The organism is Cupriavidus lacunae (genome assembly GCF_003353055.1).
Taxonomy (GTDB): Bacteria; Pseudomonadota; Gammaproteobacteria; order Burkholderiales; family Burkholderiaceae; genus Cupriavidus; species Cupriavidus lacunae.
Map to the genome: position 1 here is coordinate 113,873 of NZ_QKWJ01000013.1, position 21,929 is coordinate 135,801.

Genomic DNA, 21,929 nt, shown 5'->3' on the forward strand with positions numbered 1-21,929 from the left:
ATTCTGGTGTATTGACCCGAACGCTGACTACGGTTAGTGTAGGCAGAAGATCGAACGATCGTGCTATTCCCTGCGTGCCAACCACCCACACCAGCCATGTCCACTGCGCCCCAGATCCAGGCGGCCACTGCCGCCAGCTTGCTCCATCCCTTTGACGACGCGCTGGCGCTGGAGCCGGCCGGCGAACACCACTTCCTGGGCCGCACCACCCCGGCGTACTGGAACATGATCGGCCCCTTCGGCGGCATCACCGCCGCCACGCTGCTGCAGGCCGCGCTGGACCATCCGCAGCGCCTGGGCGACCCGGTTTCGCTGACGGTCAACTTTGCCGGGCCGATCGCGGAAGGGCCGTTCGAGATCGAGGCGCGCCCGGTGCGCACCAACCGCTCGACCCAGCACTGGACGCTGGAACTGCGCCAGGGCGATGCCGTGGCCACCACCGCCACCGCCATGTTTGCCGTGCGGCGCGAGACCTGGGCCTGTGGCGAAGCGGTGATGCCGGAGGTGCCGGCCGCCGACACCCTGCCGGCCATGGGCGGGTTTGCGCCGGTGCGCTGGCTCAAATCCTACGACATGCGTCCGGTGCGCGGCGCCAAGCCGACCGCCGAGGCCGGCACCCATCACCCGGACAGCCTGACGCAGTTCTGGCTGCGCGACGCGCCGGCGCGCACGCCGGACTTTGCCGCGGTGGCAGCCTGGGCCGACAGCTTCTACCCGCGCATCTTTCTCAAGCGCGCGGGCTTCGTGCCGGCCGGCACGGTGTCGATGACTACGTATTTCCATGCCGACGCGGACACGCTGGCCGCGCTGGGCGACAGCCACGTGCTGGCCAGCGCGCAGGCGCAGGTGTTCAGGCAGGGCTTCTTCGACCAGCGCGCGCAGCTGTGGAGCGCGGCTGGCGAGCTGATCGCCAGTTCGCACCAGATCGTCTACTACAAGGAATAAGTCCGGCCGGAACAAGTCCGGCCCGGCTCAGGCGACGGCTTCACGCGCCTGGGCCTCGTAGCGGTGCACGGTGTGACGCATCGCCCAGAGCAGCAGCACGCCAGGCAGCGCCACCACCACGGTGCCCAGGTAGAACGGCGCCCAGCCCCAGGCCTCGACCATATAGCCCGAGGTGGGCCCCACATAGACCCGGCCCACCGACGCCAGCGCCGACAGCAGCGCGTACTGCGTGGCCGAGAACGAGCGGTTGCACAGTGTCATCAGCAGTGCGACAAAGGCCGCCGTGCCCATGCCGCCGCACAGGTTCTCGATCGCGATGGCCGTCCCCATGGTCCACAGGTGCGGCGGCGTCACCGCCAGGATCCAGTAACCCAGGTTCGACACCGCCTGCAGCACGCCGAACAGCATCAATGAACGGTACAGGCCCAGGCGCACCATCAGCGTGCCGCCGAACAGCGCGCCGACGATGGTCGCGGCCAGGCCCAGGGTCTTGTTGACGATGCCCACCTCGCCCGCCGAGAAGCCTACGCCGCGGATCAGGAAGGTGGTCGACAGGCTGCCAGCAAAGGCGTCGCCAAGCTTGTACAGCACGATCAGCAGCAGCAGCCACCATGCGCCCGGGCGTGCAAAGAAGTCGCGCAGCGGGCCCACCACCGCCTCTTCGAGCGAGCGTGGCACGCGGGCCGGCACGTCAGGCTCAGGCGCCCACAGCAGCGTGACGATGCCTACGCCCATCAGCCCAGCCATCAGCAGGTAGGTCTGCTGCCAGCCCAGCACGCGGTCGGCCAGCCACAGCGCCAGGCCGCCCGAGACCAGCATCGCCAGCCGGTAGCCCAGCACCTTGACCGCGGCGCCGGCGCCGCGCTCGGGCGGGCGCAGCACGTCGGTACTGTAGGCGTCGAAGACGATGTCCTGCGAGGCCGACAGGAAGGCCACCAGCGTGGCCAGCGCCGCCAGTGTCCACAGCGCCTCTCGCGGCGGGCAGAAGGCCATGCCGGCGATGCCCAGCACCAGCCCGATCTGCGTCACCAGCAGCCAGCCGCGCCGGCGCCCCATCAGCGGCGGCGTGTAGCGGTCCATCAGCGGCGCCCACAGGAACTTGAAGATATAGGCCTGGCCGACCAGCGAGAAGAAGCCGATGGTCTTGATATCCAGACCCTCGACCGTCATCCATGCCTGCAAGGTGCCCGACGTCAGCGCCAGCGGCAGCCCGGAGGCGAAGCCCAGCGCCAGCATGGCGCCGATGCGGCGGTTGCGGAAGATGTCTAGATAGGTCTGGAAATTCATGAATGGGGCAGCCGAATGCCGCCGCGCGGCTGCGCGGGTGCCGTGTATTATTGCATCACCTGTTTGCCCACTCCCCGATTGCGTCCAAGGAATCGCACATGCTCCGCCGCCCGCAAGGTGTTCAGCGTCCCACCCGGCTCCGGCTGGCCCGCGCGCTGGCGCTGGCCGCGGCAGCGTTGCCGCTCGGCTGGGGCTTGCCGGCGCAGGCACAGGACAGCGATGCCGACGGTATACGGCTGAATCCCGGCGGTTCGGCGGTGCGCACCATCGTGCCGGTCGAGGCCATCGAGCAGCAGGCCGCGCAGGAATATGAGCAGCTCAAGCAGGAGGCCATCGCCAAGCGCGCCCTGGCCGCCGACAACAACCCGCAGCTGATCCGCCTGCGCGCCATCGGCAAGCGGCTGCTGCCGCAGACCGCGCGCTGGAACGAGCGCGCGCGGCAGTGGCAGTGGGAAATCAACCTGATTGGCTCCAAACAGGTCAATGCCTTCTGCATGCCCGGCGGCAAGATCGCCTTCTACACCGGGTTGCTCGACCAGCTCAATCTGACCGACGACGAGACCGCCATGGCGATGGGCCACGAGATCGCCCACGCGCTGCGGGAGCATGCGCGCGAGCGCGCCGCCAAGTCCGAGATCACCAACCTGGGCGCCAACGTGATCTCGCAGCTGTTCGGCTTCGGCAACCTCGGCAACATGGCGCTGGGCACCGGCGCTCACCTGCTGACGCTGCGCTTCTCGCGCGCGGATGAGTCCGAGGCGGACCTGATCGGCATGGATATCGCCGCGCGCGCCGGCTACGATCCGCGCGCCGCGGTGTCGCTGTGGCAGAAGATGGGCAAGGTCACGCAGTCCGGCGCCGAGTTCCTGTCGACGCACCCTTCCGGGCGCAGCCGCATCGCCGACCTGGAAAAGCACCTGCCCGAGGTGCTGCCGCTGTACGCGCGCGCGACCAACACCACGGTGGACAAGCTGCCGCCATACCGCGCCAATGTGGCGGGGCTGGGCGGCGCGCCGGTGGACAGCGGCGACGACGACAGGCAGAAGCCGCTGCAGCGCTGAGCGGCCTGCAGGCGCAAAAGAAAGAAGCCGGCAGCGCCGGCTTCTTTGCGTTCAGGAACGGGCGCTGTCAGGCACGCAGCCCCGTGGCCTCGTCGGCGCCCACATGCACGTTCATGCATTGCACCGCCGCGCCGGCCGCGCCCTTGCCAAGGTTGTCCAGGCGCGCCACCAGGTTCAGGCGCTCAGCATTGCCGAACACGAACAGGTCGACACGGTTGGTGTCGTTGTTGGCCTGCACGTCGAAGAAACCGCCGTCGAGATTGTCGGCGCTGTTGTACGGCATCACGCGCACGAACTGCTCGCCTTCATAGTGCTTGCGGTAGATCTCGACGATCTGCTCGGGGCTGACCTTGCGCGCCAGCCGGTCGGCGAACACGGGCACCGTCACCGCCAGGCCCTTCAGGAAGTTGCCGACGATGGGGTTGAAGACCGGCGCCTGCGCCAGGCCGGCCTGCACGCGCATTTCCGGCAGGTGCTTGTGTTCCAGGCCCAGCGCGTACGGCCGCGGGCTGTCCAGCTTCGGGTTACCGCCGGCTTCGAACTCGGCAATCATCGACTTGCCGCCGCCGCTGTAGCCGGTCAGGGAGAACGCCGAAACCGGGTAGTCGGCCGCCAGCACGCCGGCGTCCACCAGCGGGCGCACCGCCAGCACGAAGGCGCTGGCGTGGCAGCCCGGCACCGCGATGCGCTTGCTGGCGCGGATCTTCTCGCGCTGGCCGTGCACCAGCTCGGGCAGGCCGTAGGCCCAGCTATCGGTGGTGCGGAACGCCGTGCTGGCGTCGATCACGCAGGTATTCGGGTTGGTCACCAGCGATACCGCCTCGCGCGAGGCCACATCGGGCAGGCACAGGAAGGCGACGTCGGCGGCGTTCAGGAATCGTGCTCGTTCTGCCGGGTCCTTGCGCTTGTCATCGGCAATGCGCAGCAGTTCCACGTCGGAACGACCGGAAAGATAGTCAAGCAGCCGGAGACCGGTGGTGCCTTCCTGACCATCGACGAACACTTTGAAAACCATGGCTGACTCACTCAATGGGGTGCGGGAAATGCGAAATGTCCCCTGCCGCATGGGGTAGGGAACCTGCATTGTAACGGGGATGGGGGCGGGTCGCAGGGGTTTGTACCGATGGGCTTATTGCGATCTCGCACAGTTCCGGGCTTGCCGGATATAACCAAGTAGGTTAATTTTCGTGGAAAAGGGGACGGCGCATTACCCGCTCTGGCGGGTCAGGGAGCTGATTGGAGCAAAGCGGGTGCGCGTCACCCGATGCGCGCGCGATGGCGCCACGGCACTCGGCTTCGACATGGCCGGGCTGGCGCAGGTGGTCGCGGGCCTGACCAGTGCCGACTTCTACAAGAGCATGACCGCCTACGCCGACCACACCGTCTGGCAGGACGTCTACCGCCCGGTGACACCGTACGGTGGGGTGTACCTGAAGCCGACCGTAACTGAAGGCCTGCTGGTCGTGTCGTTCAAGGCACGATGAAAGGAGCTGAGCAAAATGAAATGCCCTGTGTGCGGCGCGGCTGAACTGGTGGCCGACGTGCGCGATGTCCCCTATACCTACCGTGGCGAATCCACGGTCCTGGAATCCGTGCGCGGCGAGTTCTGCCCGGAATGTGGCGAATCCGTGACCGACTGGCAGGAGAGCGATCGCGTGATGAAACTGATGAACGCGTTCAATCGGCAGGTCAACGCCGCGTTTATCGAGCCTGCCTACATCACAGGCGTGCGCAAGAAACTCCACCTCGACCAGCGCGAGGCCGCCGAGATCTTCGGCGGCGGGGTCAATGCGTTCTCACGCTACGAGACCGGGCGGACCAAGCCCCCGCTGGCGCTGGTCAAGCTGCTCAAGCTGCTGGACCGCCACCCGGAACTGCTCGAAGAGGTCCGGGCGGCGTAGGCACCTGATTCAGAGCGGGAAGTCGTAGTCGATCGACAGCGGCGCGTGGTCGCTGAACTTCTCGTCCTTGTAGATCGAGCACAGGTGCGCGGTGTCGGCGATCTTCGGCGTGGCCAGGTGGTAGTCGATGCGCCAGCCGACGTTCTTGGCGTAGGCCTGGCCGCGGTTGCTCCACCAGGTGTACTGCTCGGGGCGCGGGTCCAGCTTGCGGAACACGTCGACATAGCCGTGGGTGTCGAACAGCTCGCCGATCCAGGCGCGCTCTTCCGGCAGGAAGCCTGAGTTCTTCAGGTTGCCCTTCCAGTTCTTGATGTCGATTTCCTTGTGCGCGATGTTGACGTCGCCGCACAGCACGATCTCGCGCCCGCTTGCCTTCAGTTGCAGCAGGTGCGGCAGGAAGGCCTCCATGAAGCGGAATTTGGCCTGCTGGCGTTCCTCGCCGCTGGAGCCGGATGGCACGTACACCGAGATCACCGCCAGGTGCGGGTACTGCACTTCCACATAGCGGCCTTCGTTGTCGAACTCGGGGATGCCGAAGCCGGTGACCACGCGCTCGGGCTTATGGCGAGTGTAGAGGCCTACCCCGCTGTAGCCCTTCTTCTCGGCGTAATGGAAATAGCCGTGGTAGCCATGTGGCGCAAGGAACGCTTCCGTCATGTCGGCGGCCTGCGCCTTCAGTTCCTGCACGCAGACCATGTCTGCGTCCTGCTTGCCCATCCAGTCGAAAAAGCCCTTTTTCGACGCGGAGCGGATGCCGTTGAGGTTGGCGCTGATAATCCGTAACATTCGGGGAAATTTTGAATTCAGAGAGAAATGATGACGCAGCAGAATCCGCCCGCGGGTACCGATCTCAGCCAGACCTTTATCCGCTTTGCGCTCGATGCGGGCGTGCTGTCGTTTGGCGAGTTCGTCACCAAGGCCGGCCGCAAATCGCCCTACTTCTTCAACGCCGGCCTGTTCAACCAGGGCGCGATGCTGGGTCAGGTGGCGCAATTCTATGCCAAAACCCTGCTGGCCTCGGGCGTGCAGTTCGACGTGCTGTTCGGGCCGGCCTACAAGGGCATCACGCTGGCGTCGGCCACCGCGGTGGCGCTGGCTGGCATGGGACGTGACGTCGGCTTCGCCTACAACCGCAAGGAAGCCAAGGATCACGGCGAAGGCGGCACCCTGGTCGGGGCAAAGCTGCAGGGCAAGGTCGTCATCATCGACGACGTGATTTCCGCCGGCACCTCGGTACGCGAATCGGTGAACATGATCCGCGCGGCCGGCGCCGAGCCGGCCGCGGTGCTGATCGCCCTGGACCGCATGGAAAAGAGCGGCACCGCCGAGCAGGTCGGCACGCATTCCGCCGTGCAGGACGTGCAGCGCGAATTCGGCATCCCCGTGATCGCGATCGCCAGCCTGAAGGACCTGCTGGCGTATCTCGATGCCTCGCAGGACCCGGCGCTGGGGGCTTCGCGCGAGGCCGTGGCGGCCTATCGTCAGCGCTACGGCGTCTGAAACCGTTGATGACGGTGGGCGCTGCCAGCCAGCGCCCCAACTCCGCACATTCCGCGTGCAGCGGACAGGCGGCTGACTTTCAGACCGGGAGGGAGCGCGGCGTGGCGGCAAAAGAGCGGCAGGAGCAGGCAGGGCGGCAGGCAGCACAGGCTGCGCCGGCGGATTCACTGGCAGAGCGCGGCGCCCAGATCAAGCCATGCGAGCCAGTACGCAAGGCCGCGAAAGGGCCCGACCGCCCGCCGCATGAGGCCTACGCCGTGCGGGCGCTGGTGCTGCAGGGCGGAGGCGCCCTGGGCGCATACCAGGCGGGCGTCTACCAGGGCCTGGCCGAGGGCGGCGTCTATCCGAACTGGGTTGCCGGCATATCAATTGGTGCGCTCAACGCGGCAGTGATCGCCGGCAATCCGCCCGAGCGCCGCGTCGAGCAGTTGCGCGCGTTCTGGGAGTACATCTGCGCGCAACCCTGGCTGCCCAGCCTGTCGCATTCGTGGCTGACCGACAGCGCCGAAAGCTGGCCGGAACCGCTGCGCGTCTGGTTCGATGGCCTGCAAGCCGCGCGGGCGATGTTCGAGGGCCAGCGCGGCTTCTTCCAGCCGCGCAGCTGGCTGGAGCTGGTCTCGCGCTACACCGACCCGAGCCGGGCCAGCTACTACGACACCACGCCGCTCAGGGCCACGCTCGAGCGCTTTGCCGACTTCGACCTGATCAACCATCGGCCGCAGGAAATGCGGGTGTCGGTTGGCGCGGTCAACGTGCGCACCGGCAACTTTGCCTATTTCGACAACACCCGCGAGACGCTCAGGCCCGAGCACTTCATGGCCTCGGGCGCATTGCCGCCAGGCTTTCCGGCCGTGGAGATCGACGGCGAGTACTACTGGGATGGCGGCCTGGTCTCGAACACGCCGCTGGCCGAAGTGCTGACGGCACAGCCGCGGCGCGATGCGCTGATCTTCCAGGTAGACCTGTGGAGCGCGCGCGGCAAGCTGCCGCACGACCTGATCGACGTGGCCGAGCGCCAGAAGGACATCCAGTACTCCAGCCGCACCCGTGCCATTACCGACTACATGCGCGAGCAGCAGAATTTCCGCCGCATGCTCAATGAAGTGATGGCGCTGGTGCCGCAGTCAAAGCGCGACAACAACTGGTATCGCCGCGCCGCCGAGCACGCCTGCGACGCGCGGCGCAACGTGATCCAGCTGATCTACCGCGACAAGGCGTTCGAGAACCTCGCCAAGGACTACCAGTTCGGCTCGCTGACCATGCACGAGCACTGGACCAGCGGGCTGGACGATATCCGCCAGACGCTGAAGCATCCGCACTGGCTGGCCATGCCCGGGCCCGAGCATCCCTTCGTGACGCACGACGTGCACCGCGGCAACGGCGAATAACTAATCGACCTTCAGCTTTTCCAGTTCCGGGCGCGGCGGTGGATAGGCGGGTTTGAGCCTGGCGAACACGTGCGCCATGATCTCCGCCACCATCAGGTTGCGATGTGTTTTGGAGTCGGCCGGTACGATGTACCACGGGCATTCCTGCGTGCTGGTGGCTGTGATGGCAGCCTCGTAGGCGTCCATGTACGCTTTCCAGTGCTTGCGCTCGGCCAGGTCGGTGGCATCGAACTTCCAGTGCTTCTGCGGATCGGCAAGGCGGGCCTCGAGCCGTGCCTTTTGCTCATCTTTCGAAATGTGCAGGAAGCACTTGACGATGGTGGTGCCGGTCTCGGTCAGCATCGACTCGAAGTCCCGGATCTGGCGGAAGCGCCGCTCGCATTCGGCGGCGTCGATCCAGTCGTGCACGCGCGTGATCAGGACGTCTTCATAGTGGCTGCGGTTGAAGACCACGATCTCGCCTGACTTCGGCACCTGCAGGTGGACGCGCCACAAGTAGTCGCGCGCCAGCTCCTCCGGTGACGGCGACTTGAAGCCCACCACGCGGATGCCCAGCGGGTCGAAGCTGCGGAACACCGATCGCACCGTGCCGTCCTTGCCGCTGGTATCCATGCCCTGCAGCACGACCAGCAGCTTGCGGCGGTGCTCGGCGTAGAAGATGTCCTGCTCGGCGTCGAGCTCGGTGCTCAGTTGCGTAATGCGCGCGAGGTCGGCCTGCTTGTTTTCGCCCGACATCGGTTTGCTGCCGGGGTCAAAGTTGGCAAGCTGAAAATCCTTGCCTGAAGTGATGCGGAAATCGTCCAGCGGCATGTGCACTCCATCGGTCTGACCTGCATGATCAACTTGGGGCGGCCCCGCCGCTGTGGGAGAAGAAGCCGGGGCAAAGCGGGGCGCGCAGCCCCTATGGTCAGGCCGGCAGGGCCGAGAGGTCAATGCTGCCCTCGAACACCGTGGTGGCCGGGCCGGTCATGCGCACCGGTTCCGCGCCGCCGTCCCAGGCAATGTTCAGCTCGCCGCCGTGGGTGTGGACCCGCACCGGCGAGTCCAGCAGGCCGCGCCGGATGCCGGCCACCACGGCCGCGCAGGCGCCGGTGCCGCAGGCCAGGGTCTCGCCGGCGCCGCGCTCGTAGACGCGCAGGCGGATGGCGTGGCGGTCTGCCACCTGCATGAAACCGGCGTTGACGCGGTTCGGGAAGGCGGGGTGGTATTCCACCACCGGGCCGTCCTGCAGGACCGGGAAATTCTCCACGTCGTCCACCACCTGCACCGCGTGCGGGTTGCCCATCGACACCGCCGAGATCCATTCGGTGCGGCCGTTCACCTCCAGGCCGTACAGCGTGTCGGCGCCTTCGGTGCGGGTCGGCAGGCCCTGCGCGCGGAACGGCACGCGCGCCGGTTCCAGCTCGGGCGCGCCCATGTCCACCGTGACCTGGCCATCGTCCTGCAGCGTCAGCGTGATCACGCCGTTCATCACCTCCACGCGCACCGAGCGCTTGTCGGTCATGCCCTTGTCCGTGACAAAGCGCACGAAGCAGCGCGCGCCGTTGCCGCAGTGCTCCACCTCGCTGCCGTCGGCATTGACGATGCGGTAGCGGAAGTCGACGTCCGGGCGGGTCGGCTTCTCGACGATCAGGATCTGGTCCGCGCCCACGCCGAAATGCCGGCTGGCAAGGGCACGCCACTGCGCCGGGGTCAGGTCGATCTGCTGGTGGATGCCGTCGAGCACGACAAAGTCGTTGCCCGCGCCGTGCATCTTGGTGAACTGGAGTTTCATGGTGGGGATTGTAGCTGCGGGGCGCCGGACGCGTTGGACGTGCCGGCCACGCTCAGTAGATCGCGGGCTCGCCCGGCATGCGGTTCTTGAAGCGCTTGTGCACCCAGTAGTACTCGGGCACGCGCGGGCGGATGCAGTCCTCGAAAAAGGCATTCATGCGGCGCGTGTCTTCGGTCACGCTCGCGCCCGGGTAGTGCTGCCAGGCGGGCAGTACGCGCAGCACATAGCCCTGGTAGTCGGGCAGCATCTCGGTATAGATCGGCACCACCTTGGCCCCGGTCAGCCGCGCCAGCCGCGATACCGAAGTCAGGGTCAGCGCCTGCACGCCGAAGAACGGCACGAACTCCGAATCGCGCTCGCCGAAGTCCATGTCGGCGATCAGCTGCATCGCCTCGCCCTTTTTCAGGCCGCGCAGGATGTCGCGCGCGCTGTCGTTGCGCGAGATCATGTTGGCGCCAAAACGCCCGCGGGCCCGCTTCAGGAAGCTGTCGAACAGGGCGTTCTTCTGTGTCGTGTAGAGCGAGGCGCCGGAGCGGCCGACATGCTCGCGCAGGTGGATGGTGAGCCGGATCGCGCCGGCCTCCACGCCCGACAGGTGCAGCGTCACCAGGATATGCGGGGTGCCGTCCAGTGCCACCAGGTCGGCCTGGTCGTCGATCTGCACCCAGCGGCGCATCTGTGCCTCGCTGCCGGTCCAGAAGATGCCGCGCTCGGAAAAGCTGCGGAACAGGATGCGGAAGCTCTGGTGCGAGAGCGCGTCGATCTCGGCCTCGGTGCGCTCCGGGAAGCACAGGCGTAGGTTGGCCTGCACCACGCGGCGCCGCTCGCTGGGCAAACGGTACAGCAGGCTGCCAAGCGCCTCGCCGAAGCGCGCGACGAACGGATATGGCAGTTTGCCTAGCACCGTCAGCAGGCCGATGCCGAGCCAGGTGAACACACGGCTCATGAAATCGATTGATCAGTGACCGGCTCGGTGTCGTTGCCCGGGGTGCCCGGCGCATCCGGGCTGCCCGCTCCGGCGGGTTGCTTGTAGCGGTTGTAGCCCCACAGATACTGGGTGGGGGACAGGCGCACCAGTTCTTCGATGGTCCGGTTGATGGCCGCGGCGGCGGTGGCAGGATCGTCCGGCAGCATGCCGCCGTCGTTGATCACGCGCAGATGGCCGCGATAGCCGGCGCCGCGCGGCAGGCGCTCGGCAAAGACCGCCACTACCGGCGCGCCGGTCAGTTGCTGCAGCCGGTGCACCAGCGCCATCGTATAGGCGGGCTTGCCGAAGAACGGCGCCCAGTTGCCTTCGCCGCCGCTGGGCACCTGGTCGGGCAGGATGCCTACGGCCTGGCCACGCTTGAGCGCCTTCACCAGCATGCGCACGCCGCGCGGCGTGGCCGGCGCCATATGCATGTTGGGGCGGGTGCGCATTTTCTCGATCCACTCGCGCAGCCAGGGTTGGTGCGGCGGCTTGAACAGCGCGGTGACCGGACGATGCAGTGCGTGGGACTGCGGCAGCACTTCAAAGCAGCCCAGGTGCGGGGTCAGGATGATAATGCCCTTGCCGCGCGCCTGCAGCTTCCCGAGCTCGGGCCACAGGTAGTCGTCAAAGCCGTGCAGCTTTGCGCCGATCCTGCTGCGGCTCCAGAAGTAAGGCATCTCGATGATCATGCGCCCGGTCGAGCGGGCGGCTTCGTCGATCATCGCCTCGGTGGCATCAGGGAACGCCAGGCGGAAGTTTTCCCGCAGGCGCTGGCCATAGCGGCCGGGCAGGCGTGCGATCAGCAGGCCGAGGGCGCCGCCCACGGCTTGCAGCAGCCGCAGGGGGAGTCGGGAGATCAGCCAGAATAAAAAGGTCATCAGGCGCGAAAAACAGATCTGTCGCGGGTCCGTGCCGGGAACAGACGGGCGAGCAGGCGTTTTTTTCGATGCGGTGTTCAGTTCCGCACGCCGCGTGCCGTCAACAGGGACCAGCACGGGCACAGCGCCCCGGCGTGCCGGCAAGGTGTTGTACCGCACCATTGGCGCGCTGCAACGAAGCCGGCAGGCGCGTATAATAGCGTGTATCGCCGAGTTAACTGACAACTTGCGGGGCGATGCGGCTCTAAACGGGCTGCCTGAAATACCGCTAAAGCGTCGCCGCCATGAACCGAACAGGCTGGCACGCAATAGCCAACCTGGAGAATAAGTTCGTGGCAAACGACTTCCTTTTTACTTCGGAATCCGTCTCCGAAGGCCATCCCGACAAGGTCGCTGACCAGATTTCCGACGCCGTCCTGGACGCCATCCTGGCCCAGGACAAGTATGCGCGTGTGGCAGCTGAGACGCTTTGCAACACCGGTCTGGTGGTGCTGGCCGGGGAAATCACCACGACCGCCAATGTCGACTATATCCAGATCGCGCGCGACACCATCAAGCGCATCGGGTACGACAACACCGAATACGGCATCGACTACAAGGGCTGCGCCGTGCTGGTGGCCTATGACAAGCAGTCGCCCGACATCGCCCAGGGCGTCGACCGCGCCTCCGACGACTACCTGAACCAGGGTGCCGGCGACCAGGGCCTGATGTTCGGCTACGCCTGCGACGAGACCCCGGAACTGATGCCGTTCCCGATCTACTACGCCCACCGCCTGGTCGAGCGCCAGTCGCAGCTGCGCCGCGACGGCCGCCTGCCCTGGCTGCGCCCGGACGCCAAGTCGCAGGTCACGGTGCGTTATGTCGACGGCAAGCCGCACAGCGTGGACACCGTGGTGCTGTCGACCCAGCACGCGCCGGACATCGCCCAGGCCCAGATCCGCGAAGCCGTGATCGAGGACATCATCAAGGCGGTGCTGCCGGCCGAGATGCTCAAGGAAACCAAGTACCTGGTCAACCCGACCGGGCGCTTCGTGATCGGCGGCCCGCAGGGCGACTGCGGCCTGACCGGGCGCAAGATCATCGTCGACACCTACGGCGGTGCTTCGCCCCATGGTGGCGGCGCGTTCTCGGGCAAGGACCCGTCCAAGGTCGACCGCTCGGCCGCCTACGCCGCGCGCTACGTGGCCAAGAACGTGGTGGCCTCGGGCCTGGCGCGCCAGTGCCAGGTGCAGGTCAGCTATGCCATCGGCGTGGCCCGCCCGATCAACGTGACGGTCTACACCGAAGGCACCGGCAAGATCCCCGACGCCAAGATCGCCGAACTGGTGCAGGAGCATTTCGACCTGCGTCCGAAGGGCATCGTGCAGATGCTGGACCTGCTGCGCCCGATTTACGAGAAGACTGCCGCCTATGGCCATTTCGGCCGTGAAGAGCCGGAATTCTCGTGGGAAGCTACTGACAAGGCGGCTGCCTTGCGTGCTGCTGCGGGGCTGTAAGCATCTGGCTGGAGTCGGCAGTTGCTATGGGATGCCCTGTGGGCTCGGAAGGGTCTGCGGGGTTTTTTTTATGGTTCTTTGGCTATGTGGTGTCGTGGCGTGCTTTGCGTGGCTGATTCGCCGGCTACGCCGGCGAAACAGCCCACGCCCGCCAAGCACGACAACCAACCGCATACCATCACAACCAATCCAACGAAAGCCCCCCTCCGACTCCCCGCGTGACCCCAGCGCCACCACTGACGACAGGGAGTAAAATCCCCCATCCCCAGCCGCCACGCCTGCGGCCGACCGTTTTCCAGAGGATGCCATGTCCGAAGCGCCTGTCCTTGCCCCGTCGACCTCAACCCAGCCGCCCGCCGCCGGCCAGCTCAACCTGATCCGCCCGCAGCCGTATACGGACTGGGCCCCCCAGGTCACGGCCGAAGAACGCGCCACGCTGCGCCGCGAGCTGGAGCAGGGCGCCGTGCTGTACTTCCCGAACCTGAATTTCCGGTTCCAGCCAGGTGAAGAGCGCTTCCTGGACAGCCGCTATTCCGACGGCAAGTCCAAGAACATCAACCTGCGCGCCGATGACACCGCGGTGCGCGGCGCCCAGGGCAGCCCGCAGGACCTGGCAGGCCTGTACGCGCTGATCCGCCGCTATGCCGACAACAGCGAGACGCTGGTGCGCACGCTGTTCCCGGAATACATCCCGCACATGATGCGCGCCGGCACGTCGCTGCGGCCCAGCGAGATCGCCGGGCGCCCGGTCAGCTGGCGCAAGGACGACACCCGCCTGCATGTCGACTCGTTCCCGTCCAACCCGATGCTGGGCAAGCGCCTGTTGCGCGTGTTCCACAATATCGACCCGGCCGCGCCGCGCGTGTGGCGCGTGGGCGAGCCGTTCGGTGATTTTGCGCGGAAGTTCGTGCCCAAGACCCATGGCATGTGGCCGGGGCAGGCGTCGTTGATGAAGCTGCTGCATATCACCAAGCGCAAGCGCTCGGAATACGACCACCGCATGCTGCAGCTGCATGACCTGGCCAAGGCCGACCTGGATTACCAGGCCAACGTGCCGCAGCAGGAATTCCAGTTCCCGCCGGGCTCGACCTGGATCGTCTTCAGCGACCAGCTGCTGCACGCCGCCATGCGCGGGCGCGCGATGATGGAGCAGACCATCTACCTGGCACCGCAGGCGATTTCCGACCACACCCACTCGCCCGAGGCAGTGCTGTCGCGCATGCTCGGGCGCCCGATGCTGGTCTCCTGATCAACGCAGGAGCAGCTGCAGCATCGTTTCGAAGGTTTTGCCGTAAGGCGGCTTGAGCAGGCCGGCGCCGTTCAGGCTGGCCTGGTGGAACACCGGCTTCACCTTGGAGAAGGTGTCGAAGCCCGCCTGGCCGTGATACGCGCCCATGCCGCTGGCACCGACGCCGCCAAACGGCAGGCCGTCCTGGGCAATATGGAACAGGGTGTCGTTGACGGTGACGCCGCCGGCGACGGTCTGCTTCATCACATGGCCGATGGCGCCGCGGTCGCGCTCGAACACGTACAGCGCCAGCGGACGCGGGCGCGCGTTGATGTAGTCCACCGCCTCATCCAGCGTGCGGTACGTCACCACCGGCAGCACCGGCCCGAAGATTTCCTCGCGCATGGCCGCGACGCCTTCGGGCACATCCAGCAGCAGCACCGGCGGCAGGCGCCGCGCCTGCGCATCTGGCTGCGCATCGGACAGCGGCACCACCGTCGCGCCCTGCGCGGCGGCCTCGTCGACCAGCCCTGCCAGCCGCGCGAAATGCCGCGGGCTGATGATGCTGGTGTAGTCCCCGTTGCGCGCCAGGTCGGGATAGAGCCGCCCCACGCACTGGCGCGCCGCTGCCACCAGCTGCCCGCGCAGGTCTTCCGGCACCAGCACGTAGTCCGGCGCGATGCATGTCTGCCCGGCATTCATCAGCTTGCCGACCAGGATGCGCTCCACCGCACGCGGCAGGTCGGCCCCGGCGCCGATGATGGCCGGCGACTTGCCGCCCAGTTCCAGCGTCACCGGGGTCAGGTTGGCGGCCGCCGCGCGCATCACATGGTGGCCGACCGCGGTCGAGCCGGTGAACAGCAGGTGGTCGAACGGCAGCGCGGTAAAGGCGCTGGCCACGTCGGCATCGCCATTGATCACCACGATCTCGTCTGGCGCAAAGTGCCGCGGCACCAGTTGCGCGAACAAGGCCGCAAAGCGCGGCGTGTATTCCGACAGCTTCACCATGGCGCGGTTGCCCGCCGCCAGCGCACCGGCCAGCGGCCCCACCGTCAGGTATAGCGGGTAGTTCCAGGGCACCACGATGCCCACCACGCCCAGTGGCTGCGGCACCAGCCGCGAGCGCCCGGGGCGGAACCAGAGGCCGGTGGGGGCGCGGCGCACGCGCATCCAGCGCTTGCCATGGCGCAGGGCATCGTCGATGCCGGCCAGGCTCGGGAACACCTCCAGCAGCGCGGTTTCCTGGCGCGGGCGGTTGGTGAAGTCAGCGTGGATGGCGGCGGCAATTTCGGACTGGTTTTCGGTCACCAGCTGGCGCAGGCGTTGCAGGCGGTCGGCGCGCACGGTCCAGGCGGGCAACTGATCGCGCCGTGACGCGGCATGCATCGCACCGAAGACGGACGACAGGTCGGGGACATCTCGCATTGCTGCGCTCCTGGGACAAAGGGCGTGCGGGGAAAAATGGGAAGCGGATCGCGTCGGGTGACGAGGCAGCGGCCCGCGTGTTCCCGCGCACGATAAGTTAGCGCGCCGGCCATGGCAATGGAAGTTTCCTACCAGAAGGGCAATTCAAACGCCCGTCCGGCGCGCTCGCGCACGTCCCTTGCCGCCATCCTTCTCCACCCATCGGCTCAGCGCCTACACTGAATCTCACGGCTTGCCATCCGCTGGACGGACAGGGGCGTGCGCACCGGCGCAGCCCGGCTCACGCATGCGCGCCGCCTGCGGACTCGCGGGGAGACAGATGGAAACCACCTATGACTACGTCATCGTCGGCGCGGGCTCGGCTGGCTGTGCGCTGGCGGGGCGGCTTGCCGACAGCGGCGACGACACCATCGCGCTGGTCGAGGCCGGGCACCACGATCACCATGTGCTGGTACGCACACCCGCCGGGCTGGCCGCGATGCTGCCGCGTACCGGGGCACGCAACTATGGCTTCCAGACGGTGCCGCAGCCGGGCCTGAACGGCCGCCGCGGCTACCAGCCGCGCGGGCGCGGGCTGGGCGGCAGCTCTTCGATCAACGCCATGATCTACACCCGCGGCCGGCCCGCCGACTACGACGCCTGGGCCGACGCCGGCTGCGACGGCTGGTCATGGGACGACGTGCTGCCTTACTTCCGCCGTGCGGAATGCAATGAACGCCTGGCGGGCAGCGACGAGGATCCGCTGCACGGCGGCAACGGTCCGCTCCATGTCAGCGACCTGCGCACCCCCAACCCCTTTGCCGAACGCTTTATCGAGGCCGCGCAGCAGGCCGGCTATCCGCGCAACGACGATTTCAACGGCGAAGAGCAGGAGGGCGTGGGCTGGTACCAGGTCACGCAGCATGCGGGCGAGCGCTGGAATGCCGCGCGTGCCTACCTGCACGGCGGCAACGTGCGCGATCGCGCCTGCAATGGCGGCCGTGCGCGGCTGCACGTGCTGACCGATACGCAGGCGCTGCGCATCGTCTTCGAAGGCCGCCACGCCGCCGGTGTGCTGGTGATGCGTGACGGCCGCCAGCAGCTGCTGCGCGCGCGCCGCGACGTGATCGTGTGCGCGGGCACGTTCGGCTCGCCGCAGCTGCTGATGGTCTCGGGGGTCGGCCCTGGCGCGCAGTTGCGCGAGCACGGCATCGGCGTGGTGCACGACCTGCCCGGCGTGGGCGCGAACTTGCAGGATCATCTCGACATCGTGCTGCACAAGCGCACCGCCGTGCCCGAGCTGTACGGGGTGTCGTTCGGCGGCCTCGCGCGGCTGGTGTCCGAAATGCTGCGCTACCGGCGCGAGCGCACCGGCATGCTGTCGAGCAACTTTGCCGAGGCGGGCGGCTTCCTGCGCAGCCGGCCGGAACTGCCCGAACCCGACCTGCAGCTGCATTTCGTGGTCGGCATGGCAGACGACCACATGCGCCGGCTGAACTTCGGCCATGGTTATGGATGCCATGTCTGCGTGCTGCGCCCGCGCAGCCGCGGCGAGGTGCGGCTGGCCTCGGCCGATGTCCGGCGCGCGCCGCTGATCGATCCGAAATACCTGAGCGATATGCGCGACCTGGACGATCTGGTCGCCGGCGTGCGCATCGTGCGCAGCATCCTTGTGCAGCCGCAGCTGGCGTGCTTTGGCGGGCGCGAGCTCTATTCGGCTGGCCTGCGCGCCGACGGCAGCGACGATGCCGCCGTGCGCGAGCTGATCCGCGAGCACGCCGACACCATCTACCACCCGGTCGGCACCTGCCGCATGGGCATGGATGCGATGGCGGTGGTGGACCCGCAACTGCGCGTGCGTGGCGTGGAGGGCTTGCGCGTGGTCGACGCGTCAGTGATGCCGACCCTGATCGGCGGCAACACCAATGCGCCCGCGATCATGATCGGCGAGCGCGCGCACGACCTGATCCGCTATGCGCCGCGCGTGATGCTACGGGTGCTGGAATCGATGGAGGCCTGATTCGTTAGCCTTCGAAGCCGCGCGAAAACACGCGCTTGAGCACGTCGGCATCCGCATCCAGCGTGCCGAACACACGCCCGTGCTGCCGTCCCAGCCGGCTGGCGACGAACAGTTCCGCACTCTCGGTATCGGCGTGCGCCAGCATCAGCGCGGCCTGCGCGGTCAGCACCAGTCCCTGCGCAAAGCGGCGCGCGTTGGCTTCCAGCAGTTCGGCGGGCTCGCGCAGCAATGCCTGCAGCGAGGCCAGTTCCGCGCGCACCGCGGGATGGCCACCGGCGCGGCGCGACAGGTCCTGCAGCAAGCGCGCGGCATCGTCGGGATTGCGCTGGATCGCGCGCAACACGTCCAGGCACATGATGTTGCCCGAGCCTTCCCAGATCGAGTTGACCGGCGCCTCGCGATACAGCCGCGCCATCGGGCTTTCTTCGACGTAGCCGTTGCCGCCCCAGACTTCCATCGCTTCGCCGGTGGCTTCCAGCGTGCGCTTGCAGACCCAGAACTTGGCCGCGGGCGTGACCACGCGCTTCCAGGCCGCCGCGAGCGGATCGTCCTCGGCATGCTCGAAGGCATGGCCCAGTTCCATCATCAGCAGCGTGGCCGCTTCGGATTCCAGCGCCAGGTCGGCCAGCACGTTGCGCATCAGCGGCTGGTCGGCCAGCAGGCGTCCGAAGGCGCTGCGGTGGCGTGTATGGTGCAGCGCCTGGACGAAGGCCGCGCGCAGGATCGCGGCGCTGCCGATCACGCAGTCCAGCCGCGTGCTGGTGGCCATCTCGATGATGGTGGGGATGCCGCGGCCTTCCTCGCCGATCAGGATGCCGGTGGCATCGCGGAACTCCACCTCGCTGCTGGCGTTGGAGCGGTTGCCGAGCTTGTCCTTCAGGCGCTGGATCTGCACCGCGTTCTTGCTGCCGTCGTCGCGAAAGCGCGGCACGAAGAAGCACGACAGCGGGCCGTCTTCGGCGCCCATGCGCGCGACCACCAGGTGCGCATCGCACATCGGCGCGGAGTAGAACCACTTGTGGCCGGTCAGCGCATATTCCGCGCCGCGGCCTTCGCCGCGCAGCGCGCGCGCCACGGTGGTGTTGGCGCGCACGTCCGAGCCGCCCTGCTTCTCGGTCATGCCCATGCCGATCATGATCGCGGTCTTGCTGCGCCAGGGCAGGTCGCGCGCATCGTGCCCGGTCGCGTACAGGCGCGGCTCCAGTTCGGCAAACAGCGCAGTTTCCTTGCGCAACACGGGGATGCTGGCAAAGGTCATGGTCGGCGGGCACAGCGAGCCGGACTCCACTTGTGCCTGCAGGAAATACCCGGCCGTGCGCGCCGCCCACGCACCCGCGCGCGGCTGCGCGAAGGGCAGGGCCTGCAGTTGCTGGCTGCGCAACAGGCCCAGCAGCGCGTGCCAGCCCGGGTGAAAGTCCACCACGTCGATGCGCTCGCCGGTGCGGCTGTGGGTGTGCAACTCTGGTGTATGGCGGTTGGCGTCGGCCGCCCATTGCTGCACTTCAGGCTCGCCTAGCCGCGCGCCGAACTGCCCGAGCGCGTCGGCATGCCAGCCGCCGCCAAGGCGTTCCAGCGCGCCGCGCACGGCGCGGTCGCAGCCAAACAGGTTGTAGTGCGCGAGATCCGGCACCTGGTTGAAGACGCGGTGCGTGGCGGCGTCGGTCATGATGTCTCCTGGATCGGTGCTTGCCGTTTGCTTGCATGGTAGATCACGTACACGGTGTTTGAGTGCACCGTTGTCCCCTTGCCGGTGATTTTGCGGCGCAGCATGCGCGATTCGATACCTTTTTGCACAGGTGTGGCACCACAATCGGCAGGGAACTGGCACTGGCGCCCACCGGCACCTTGTGCTTAAATTCACCCCGTTGGATGAAACAGGGGTGCCGTACGGATGGGCCGTGCGGCTGAGAGAGTCCCTTCGAACCCGATCCGGCTAGTACCGGCGTGGGAAGTTTCACAAGACCGAGTCTCCAGTCCCTCCGGGACTCGCCGCCTCAGGCCTCAGGCCCCAGGCAGCGCTCACAAGGCTCCTGGTTTCGTCCACCCCCGCAAGAGAGAGGACGACACCCATGGCCCGTACTGCCCCCGCTGCATCCTTCGAATCGCTCGAAAGCGACCTCGACCAGAAATTCGCCTATCCGGCTTCCAGCAAGACCTACCTGACGGGCAGCCGCCCCGACATCCGAGTGCCGCTGCGCACGATCCTGCAGACCTCGACCCGCACCGACAAGGGCGAGATGTCCAATCCGCCGATCCCCGTTTACGACACTTCGGGCCCGTACAGCGACCCGGACGTGCATATCGACCTGAAGGCCGGCCTGCCGGCCCTGCGCGCCAAGTGGATCGACGAGCGCGGCGATACCGAACTGCTGAAGGGCCTGTCGTCGGAATACGGCCGCGACCGTGCCAACGACCCCGCCACCGCACACCTGCGCTTTGCCCAGCTGACCAATCCACGCCGCGCCAAGGCCGGCGCCAACGTGTCGCAGATGCACTATGCGCGCAAGGGCATCATCACGCCGGAAATGGAATACGTGGCGCTGCGCGAGTCGCTGAACCTGCAGGCGCTGTACGACAAGCCCGAATACAAGGCGCTGCTGCGCCAGCACCCCGGCAACGCGCTGGGCGCCGGCCTGCCGCTGCGTCCGGAAGACATCACGCCGGAATTCGTGCGCCAGGAGATCGCCTCGGGCCGCGCCATCATCCCCGCCAACATCAACCACACCGAACTGGAGCCGATGGCGATCGGGCGCAATTTCCGCGTCAAGATCAATGGCAACCTGGGCAACTCGGCGGTGACCTCGTCGCTGGCCGAGGAAGTGGAAAAGATGGTGTGGTCGATCCGCTGGGGCGCCGACACCATCATGGACCTGTCCACCGGCAAGCACATCCATGAAACCCGCGAATGGATCCTGCGCAATTCGCCGGTGCCCATCGGCACGGTGCCGATCTACCAGGCGCTGGACAAGACCGGCGGCATCGCCGAGGACCTGACCTGGGAGATGTTCCGCGACACGCTGATCGAGCAGGCCGAGCAGGGCGTCGACTACTTCACCATCCACGCCGGCGTGCTGCTGCGCTATGTGCCGCTGACCGCCGACCGCGTCACGGGCATCGTTTCGCGCGGCGGTTCGATCATGGCCAAGTGGTGCCTGGCGCACCACAAGGAAAACTTCCTGTACACGCACTTCGACGAGATCTGCGAAATCATGAAGGCCTATGACGTGTCGTTCAGCCTCGGCGACGGCCTGCGTCCGGGCTGCATCGCGGACTCGAACGACGACGCCCAGTTCGGCGAACTGCGCACGCTGGGCGAGCTGACCGCCAAGGCGTGGCAGCACGACGTGCAGGTGATGATCGAAGGCCCGGGCCACGTGCCGCTGCAGCGCATCCAGGCCAATATGGATGAAGAGCTGAAGCACTGCTACGAAGCGCCGTTCTACACGCTCGGACCGCTGGTGACGGATATCGCCCCCGGCTACGACCACATCACCAGCGGTATCGGCGCGGCCAATATTGGCTGGATGGGCACCGCCATGCTGTGCTACGTCACGCCCAAGGAGCACCTGGGCCTGCCGGACAAGGAAGACGTGCGCGAAGGCATCATCACCTACAAGATCGCCGCGCACGCCGCCGATCTTGCCAAGGGCTGGCCGGGCGCGCAGCTGCGCGACAACGCGCTGTCCAAGGCGCGCTTCGAATTCCGCTGGGAAGACCAGTTCAACCTGGGCCTGGACCCGGAACGCGCGCGTTCGTACCACGATGCCACGCTGCCTGCCGAAGGCGCCAAGATCGCCCACTTCTGCTCGATGTGCGGACCGAAGTTCTGCTCGATGAAGATCACGCAGGAAGTGCGCGACTACGCGGCATCGCTGCCCAAGGAAGCGCAGCAGGGCATGGAAGAAAAGTCGATCGAGTTCCTGAAGAAGGGCAGCAAGATCTACTCGTAAGGCAGTGACAGGTAGTACGGGCATGGCCTCGCAACCCATGCCCGCGCATGATCCGCCGCCGCGCAGCGCCCCGCGCGGCGGCACCGATAACAGGAGGCCGGACGCGGCCACAGTCGCGTCCGGCACA

The 21,929-nt window shown here is 67.0% G+C and carries 19 protein-coding genes and 1 riboswitch; of the genes, 10 read left to right on the forward strand and 9 right to left on the reverse strand.

Translation table 11 applies throughout. The features are described 5' to 3' along the window. Positions 1–96 precede the first annotated feature (96 nt). Positions 97–945, forward strand: coding sequence for an acyl-CoA thioesterase (locus tag DN412_RS13555; protein ID WP_115212111.1), 849 nt, complete (start codon positions 97–99; stop codon positions 943–945). Positions 946–972: 27 nt separating this feature from the next. Here the strand turns inward: DN412_RS13555 and DN412_RS13560 are convergent, their stop codons facing one another. After that, entirely contained in the window at positions 973–2,232 is a 1,260-nt protein-coding gene (locus DN412_RS13560; protein ID WP_115212112.1) for a muropeptide transporter, read from the reverse strand. A gap of 98 nt (positions 2,233–2,330) precedes the next feature. Here DN412_RS13560 and DN412_RS13565 point away from each other — a divergent pair, with 98 nt between their 5' ends. Beyond that, positions 2,331–3,293, forward strand: a complete 963-nt coding sequence (locus DN412_RS13565; RefSeq protein ID WP_115212134.1) for a M48 family metallopeptidase — start codon at positions 2,331–2,333, stop codon at positions 3,291–3,293. 67 nt (positions 3,294–3,360) lie between these two features. On the opposite strand, the gene argC is transcribed toward DN412_RS13565, so the two are convergent. Then, positions 3,361–4,308: an N-acetyl-gamma-glutamyl-phosphate reductase gene (gene argC / locus DN412_RS13570; protein WP_115212113.1), complete on the reverse strand. Its 948-nt coding sequence runs from the start codon at positions 4,306–4,308 to the stop codon at positions 3,361–3,363. 172 nt (positions 4,309–4,480) lie between these two features. Between argC and DN412_RS13575 the strand changes: the two genes are divergently transcribed. Together DN412_RS13575 and DN412_RS13580 are read left to right on the forward strand one after the other, a co-directional pair. After that, entirely contained in the window at positions 4,481–4,777 is a 297-nt protein-coding gene (locus DN412_RS13575; RefSeq protein WP_115212114.1) for a type II toxin-antitoxin system MqsR family toxin, read from the forward strand. A 15-nt stretch (positions 4,778–4,792) separates the two neighbouring features. Continuing rightward, positions 4,793–5,194, forward strand: a complete 402-nt coding sequence (locus DN412_RS13580; RefSeq protein WP_115212115.1) for a type II toxin-antitoxin system MqsA family antitoxin — start codon at positions 4,793–4,795, stop codon at positions 5,192–5,194. A 9-nt stretch (positions 5,195–5,203) separates the two neighbouring features. Here DN412_RS13580 and DN412_RS13585 read toward each other — a convergent pair whose 3' ends face one another. Next, entirely contained in the window at positions 5,204–5,980 is a 777-nt protein-coding gene (locus DN412_RS13585) for an exodeoxyribonuclease III (RefSeq protein ID WP_115212116.1), read from the reverse strand. 27 nt (positions 5,981–6,007) lie between these two features. Between DN412_RS13585 and pyrE the strand changes: the two genes are divergently transcribed. Together pyrE and DN412_RS13595 are read left to right on the forward strand one after the other, a co-directional pair. Then, entirely contained in the window at positions 6,008–6,694 is a 687-nt protein-coding gene (gene pyrE / locus DN412_RS13590; protein WP_106061998.1) for an orotate phosphoribosyltransferase, read from the forward strand. A gap of 101 nt (positions 6,695–6,795) precedes the next feature. Next, entirely contained in the window at positions 6,796–8,082 is a 1,287-nt protein-coding gene (locus DN412_RS13595) for a DUF3734 domain-containing protein (protein WP_115212135.1), read from the forward strand. On the opposite strand, the gene DN412_RS13600 is transcribed toward DN412_RS13595, so the two are convergent. The 4 genes from DN412_RS13600 to DN412_RS13615 form a co-directional block, all read right to left on the reverse strand. Then, entirely contained in the window at positions 8,083–8,892 is an 810-nt protein-coding gene (locus DN412_RS13600; protein ID WP_115212117.1) for a polyphosphate kinase 2 family protein, read from the reverse strand. Positions 8,893–8,989: 97 nt separating this feature from the next. Continuing rightward, entirely contained in the window at positions 8,990–9,856 is an 867-nt protein-coding gene (dapF, locus tag DN412_RS13605) for a diaminopimelate epimerase (RefSeq protein WP_078194875.1), read from the reverse strand. Between the two features lie 52 nt (positions 9,857–9,908). Beyond that, positions 9,909–10,802: a lipid A biosynthesis lauroyl acyltransferase gene (locus DN412_RS13610; protein ID WP_115212118.1), complete on the reverse strand. Its 894-nt coding sequence runs from the start codon at positions 10,800–10,802 to the stop codon at positions 9,909–9,911. Further along, a complete protein-coding gene (locus tag DN412_RS13615) occupies positions 10,799–11,704 on the reverse strand; it encodes a lysophospholipid acyltransferase family protein (protein ID WP_115212136.1) in 906 nt (301 codons plus the stop codon). Before DN412_RS13615 ends, DN412_RS13610 begins: the two co-directional genes overlap by 4 nt. A 332-nt stretch (positions 11,705–12,036) precedes the next feature. Between DN412_RS13615 and metK the strand changes: the two genes are divergently transcribed. Beyond that, positions 12,037–13,200 (forward strand): methionine adenosyltransferase, encoded by a 1,164-nt coding sequence (gene metK, locus DN412_RS13620; RefSeq protein WP_115212137.1) that lies wholly within the window; start codon positions 12,037–12,039, stop codon positions 13,198–13,200. Positions 13,201–13,507: 307 nt separating this feature from the next. Beyond that, positions 13,508–14,449 carry a Kdo hydroxylase KdoO gene (kdoO, locus tag DN412_RS13625; protein ID WP_115212119.1) on the forward strand — a complete coding sequence of 314 codons (942 nt, stop codon included), beginning with the start codon at positions 13,508–13,510 and terminating at the stop codon, positions 14,447–14,449. On the opposite strand, the gene DN412_RS13630 is transcribed toward kdoO, so the two are convergent. Then, positions 14,450–15,853: a coniferyl aldehyde dehydrogenase gene (locus DN412_RS13630; RefSeq protein ID WP_115212120.1), complete on the reverse strand. Its 1,404-nt coding sequence runs from the start codon at positions 15,851–15,853 to the stop codon at positions 14,450–14,452. Positions 15,854–16,172: 319 nt separating this feature from the next. On the opposite strand from DN412_RS13630, the gene DN412_RS13635 reads away from it, so the two are divergent. Beyond that, entirely contained in the window at positions 16,173–17,852 is a 1,680-nt protein-coding gene (locus DN412_RS13635) for a GMC family oxidoreductase (RefSeq protein ID WP_115212121.1), read from the forward strand. Positions 17,853–17,856: 4 nt separating this feature from the next. Here DN412_RS13635 and DN412_RS13640 read toward each other — a convergent pair whose 3' ends face one another. Further along, a complete protein-coding gene (locus DN412_RS13640) occupies positions 17,857–19,518 on the reverse strand; it encodes an acyl-CoA dehydrogenase family protein (RefSeq protein ID WP_115212122.1) in 1,662 nt (553 codons plus the stop codon). 200 nt (positions 19,519–19,718) lie between these two features. Next, a riboswitch (TPP riboswitch) is annotated at positions 19,719–19,820 on the forward strand. A 101-nt stretch (positions 19,821–19,921) separates the two neighbouring features. Between DN412_RS13640 and thiC the strand changes: the two genes are divergently transcribed. Then, complete coding sequence (thiC, locus tag DN412_RS13645; protein WP_115212123.1) at positions 19,922–21,802, forward strand: phosphomethylpyrimidine synthase ThiC; 1,881 nt, start codon at positions 19,922–19,924, stop codon at positions 21,800–21,802. The last annotated feature ends 127 nt before the right edge of the window (positions 21,803–21,929 follow it).

Excerpts from the sequence above, each read along its gene's own strand:
- DN412_RS13555 (WP_115212111.1), top strand. The coding sequence starts at position 97 with ATGTCCACTGCGCCCCAGATCCAGGCGGCCACTGCCGCCAGCTTGCTC.
- DN412_RS13560 (WP_115212112.1), bottom strand. The coding sequence starts at position 2,232 with ATGAATTTCCAGACCTATCTAGACATCTTCCGCAACCGCCGCATCGGC.
- DN412_RS13565 (WP_115212134.1), top strand. The coding sequence starts at position 2,331 with ATGCTCCGCCGCCCGCAAGGTGTTCAGCGTCCCACCCGGCTCCGGCTG.
- argC (WP_115212113.1), bottom strand. The coding sequence starts at position 4,308 with ATGGTTTTCAAAGTGTTCGTCGATGGTCAGGAAGGCACCACCGGTCTC.
- DN412_RS13580 (WP_115212115.1), top strand. The coding sequence starts at position 4,793 with ATGAAATGCCCTGTGTGCGGCGCGGCTGAACTGGTGGCCGACGTGCGC.
- DN412_RS13585 (WP_115212116.1), bottom strand. The coding sequence starts at position 5,980 with ATGTTACGGATTATCAGCGCCAACCTCAACGGCATCCGCTCCGCGTCG.
- pyrE (WP_106061998.1), top strand. The coding sequence starts at position 6,008 with ATGATGACGCAGCAGAATCCGCCCGCGGGTACCGATCTCAGCCAGACC.
- DN412_RS13600 (WP_115212117.1), bottom strand. The coding sequence starts at position 8,892 with ATGCCGCTGGACGATTTCCGCATCACTTCAGGCAAGGATTTTCAGCTT.
- dapF (WP_078194875.1), bottom strand. The coding sequence starts at position 9,856 with ATGAAACTCCAGTTCACCAAGATGCACGGCGCGGGCAACGACTTTGTC.
- DN412_RS13610 (WP_115212118.1), bottom strand. The coding sequence starts at position 10,802 with ATGAGCCGTGTGTTCACCTGGCTCGGCATCGGCCTGCTGACGGTGCTA.
- DN412_RS13615 (WP_115212136.1), bottom strand. The coding sequence starts at position 11,704 with ATGACCTTTTTATTCTGGCTGATCTCCCGACTCCCCCTGCGGCTGCTG.
- kdoO (WP_115212119.1), top strand. The coding sequence starts at position 13,508 with ATGTCCGAAGCGCCTGTCCTTGCCCCGTCGACCTCAACCCAGCCGCCC.
- DN412_RS13630 (WP_115212120.1), bottom strand. The coding sequence starts at position 15,853 with ATGCGAGATGTCCCCGACCTGTCGTCCGTCTTCGGTGCGATGCATGCC.
- DN412_RS13635 (WP_115212121.1), top strand. The coding sequence starts at position 16,173 with ATGGAAACCACCTATGACTACGTCATCGTCGGCGCGGGCTCGGCTGGC.
- DN412_RS13640 (WP_115212122.1), bottom strand. The coding sequence starts at position 19,518 with ATGACCGACGCCGCCACGCACCGCGTCTTCAACCAGGTGCCGGATCTC.
- thiC (WP_115212123.1), top strand. The coding sequence starts at position 19,922 with ATGGCCCGTACTGCCCCCGCTGCATCCTTCGAATCGCTCGAAAGCGAC.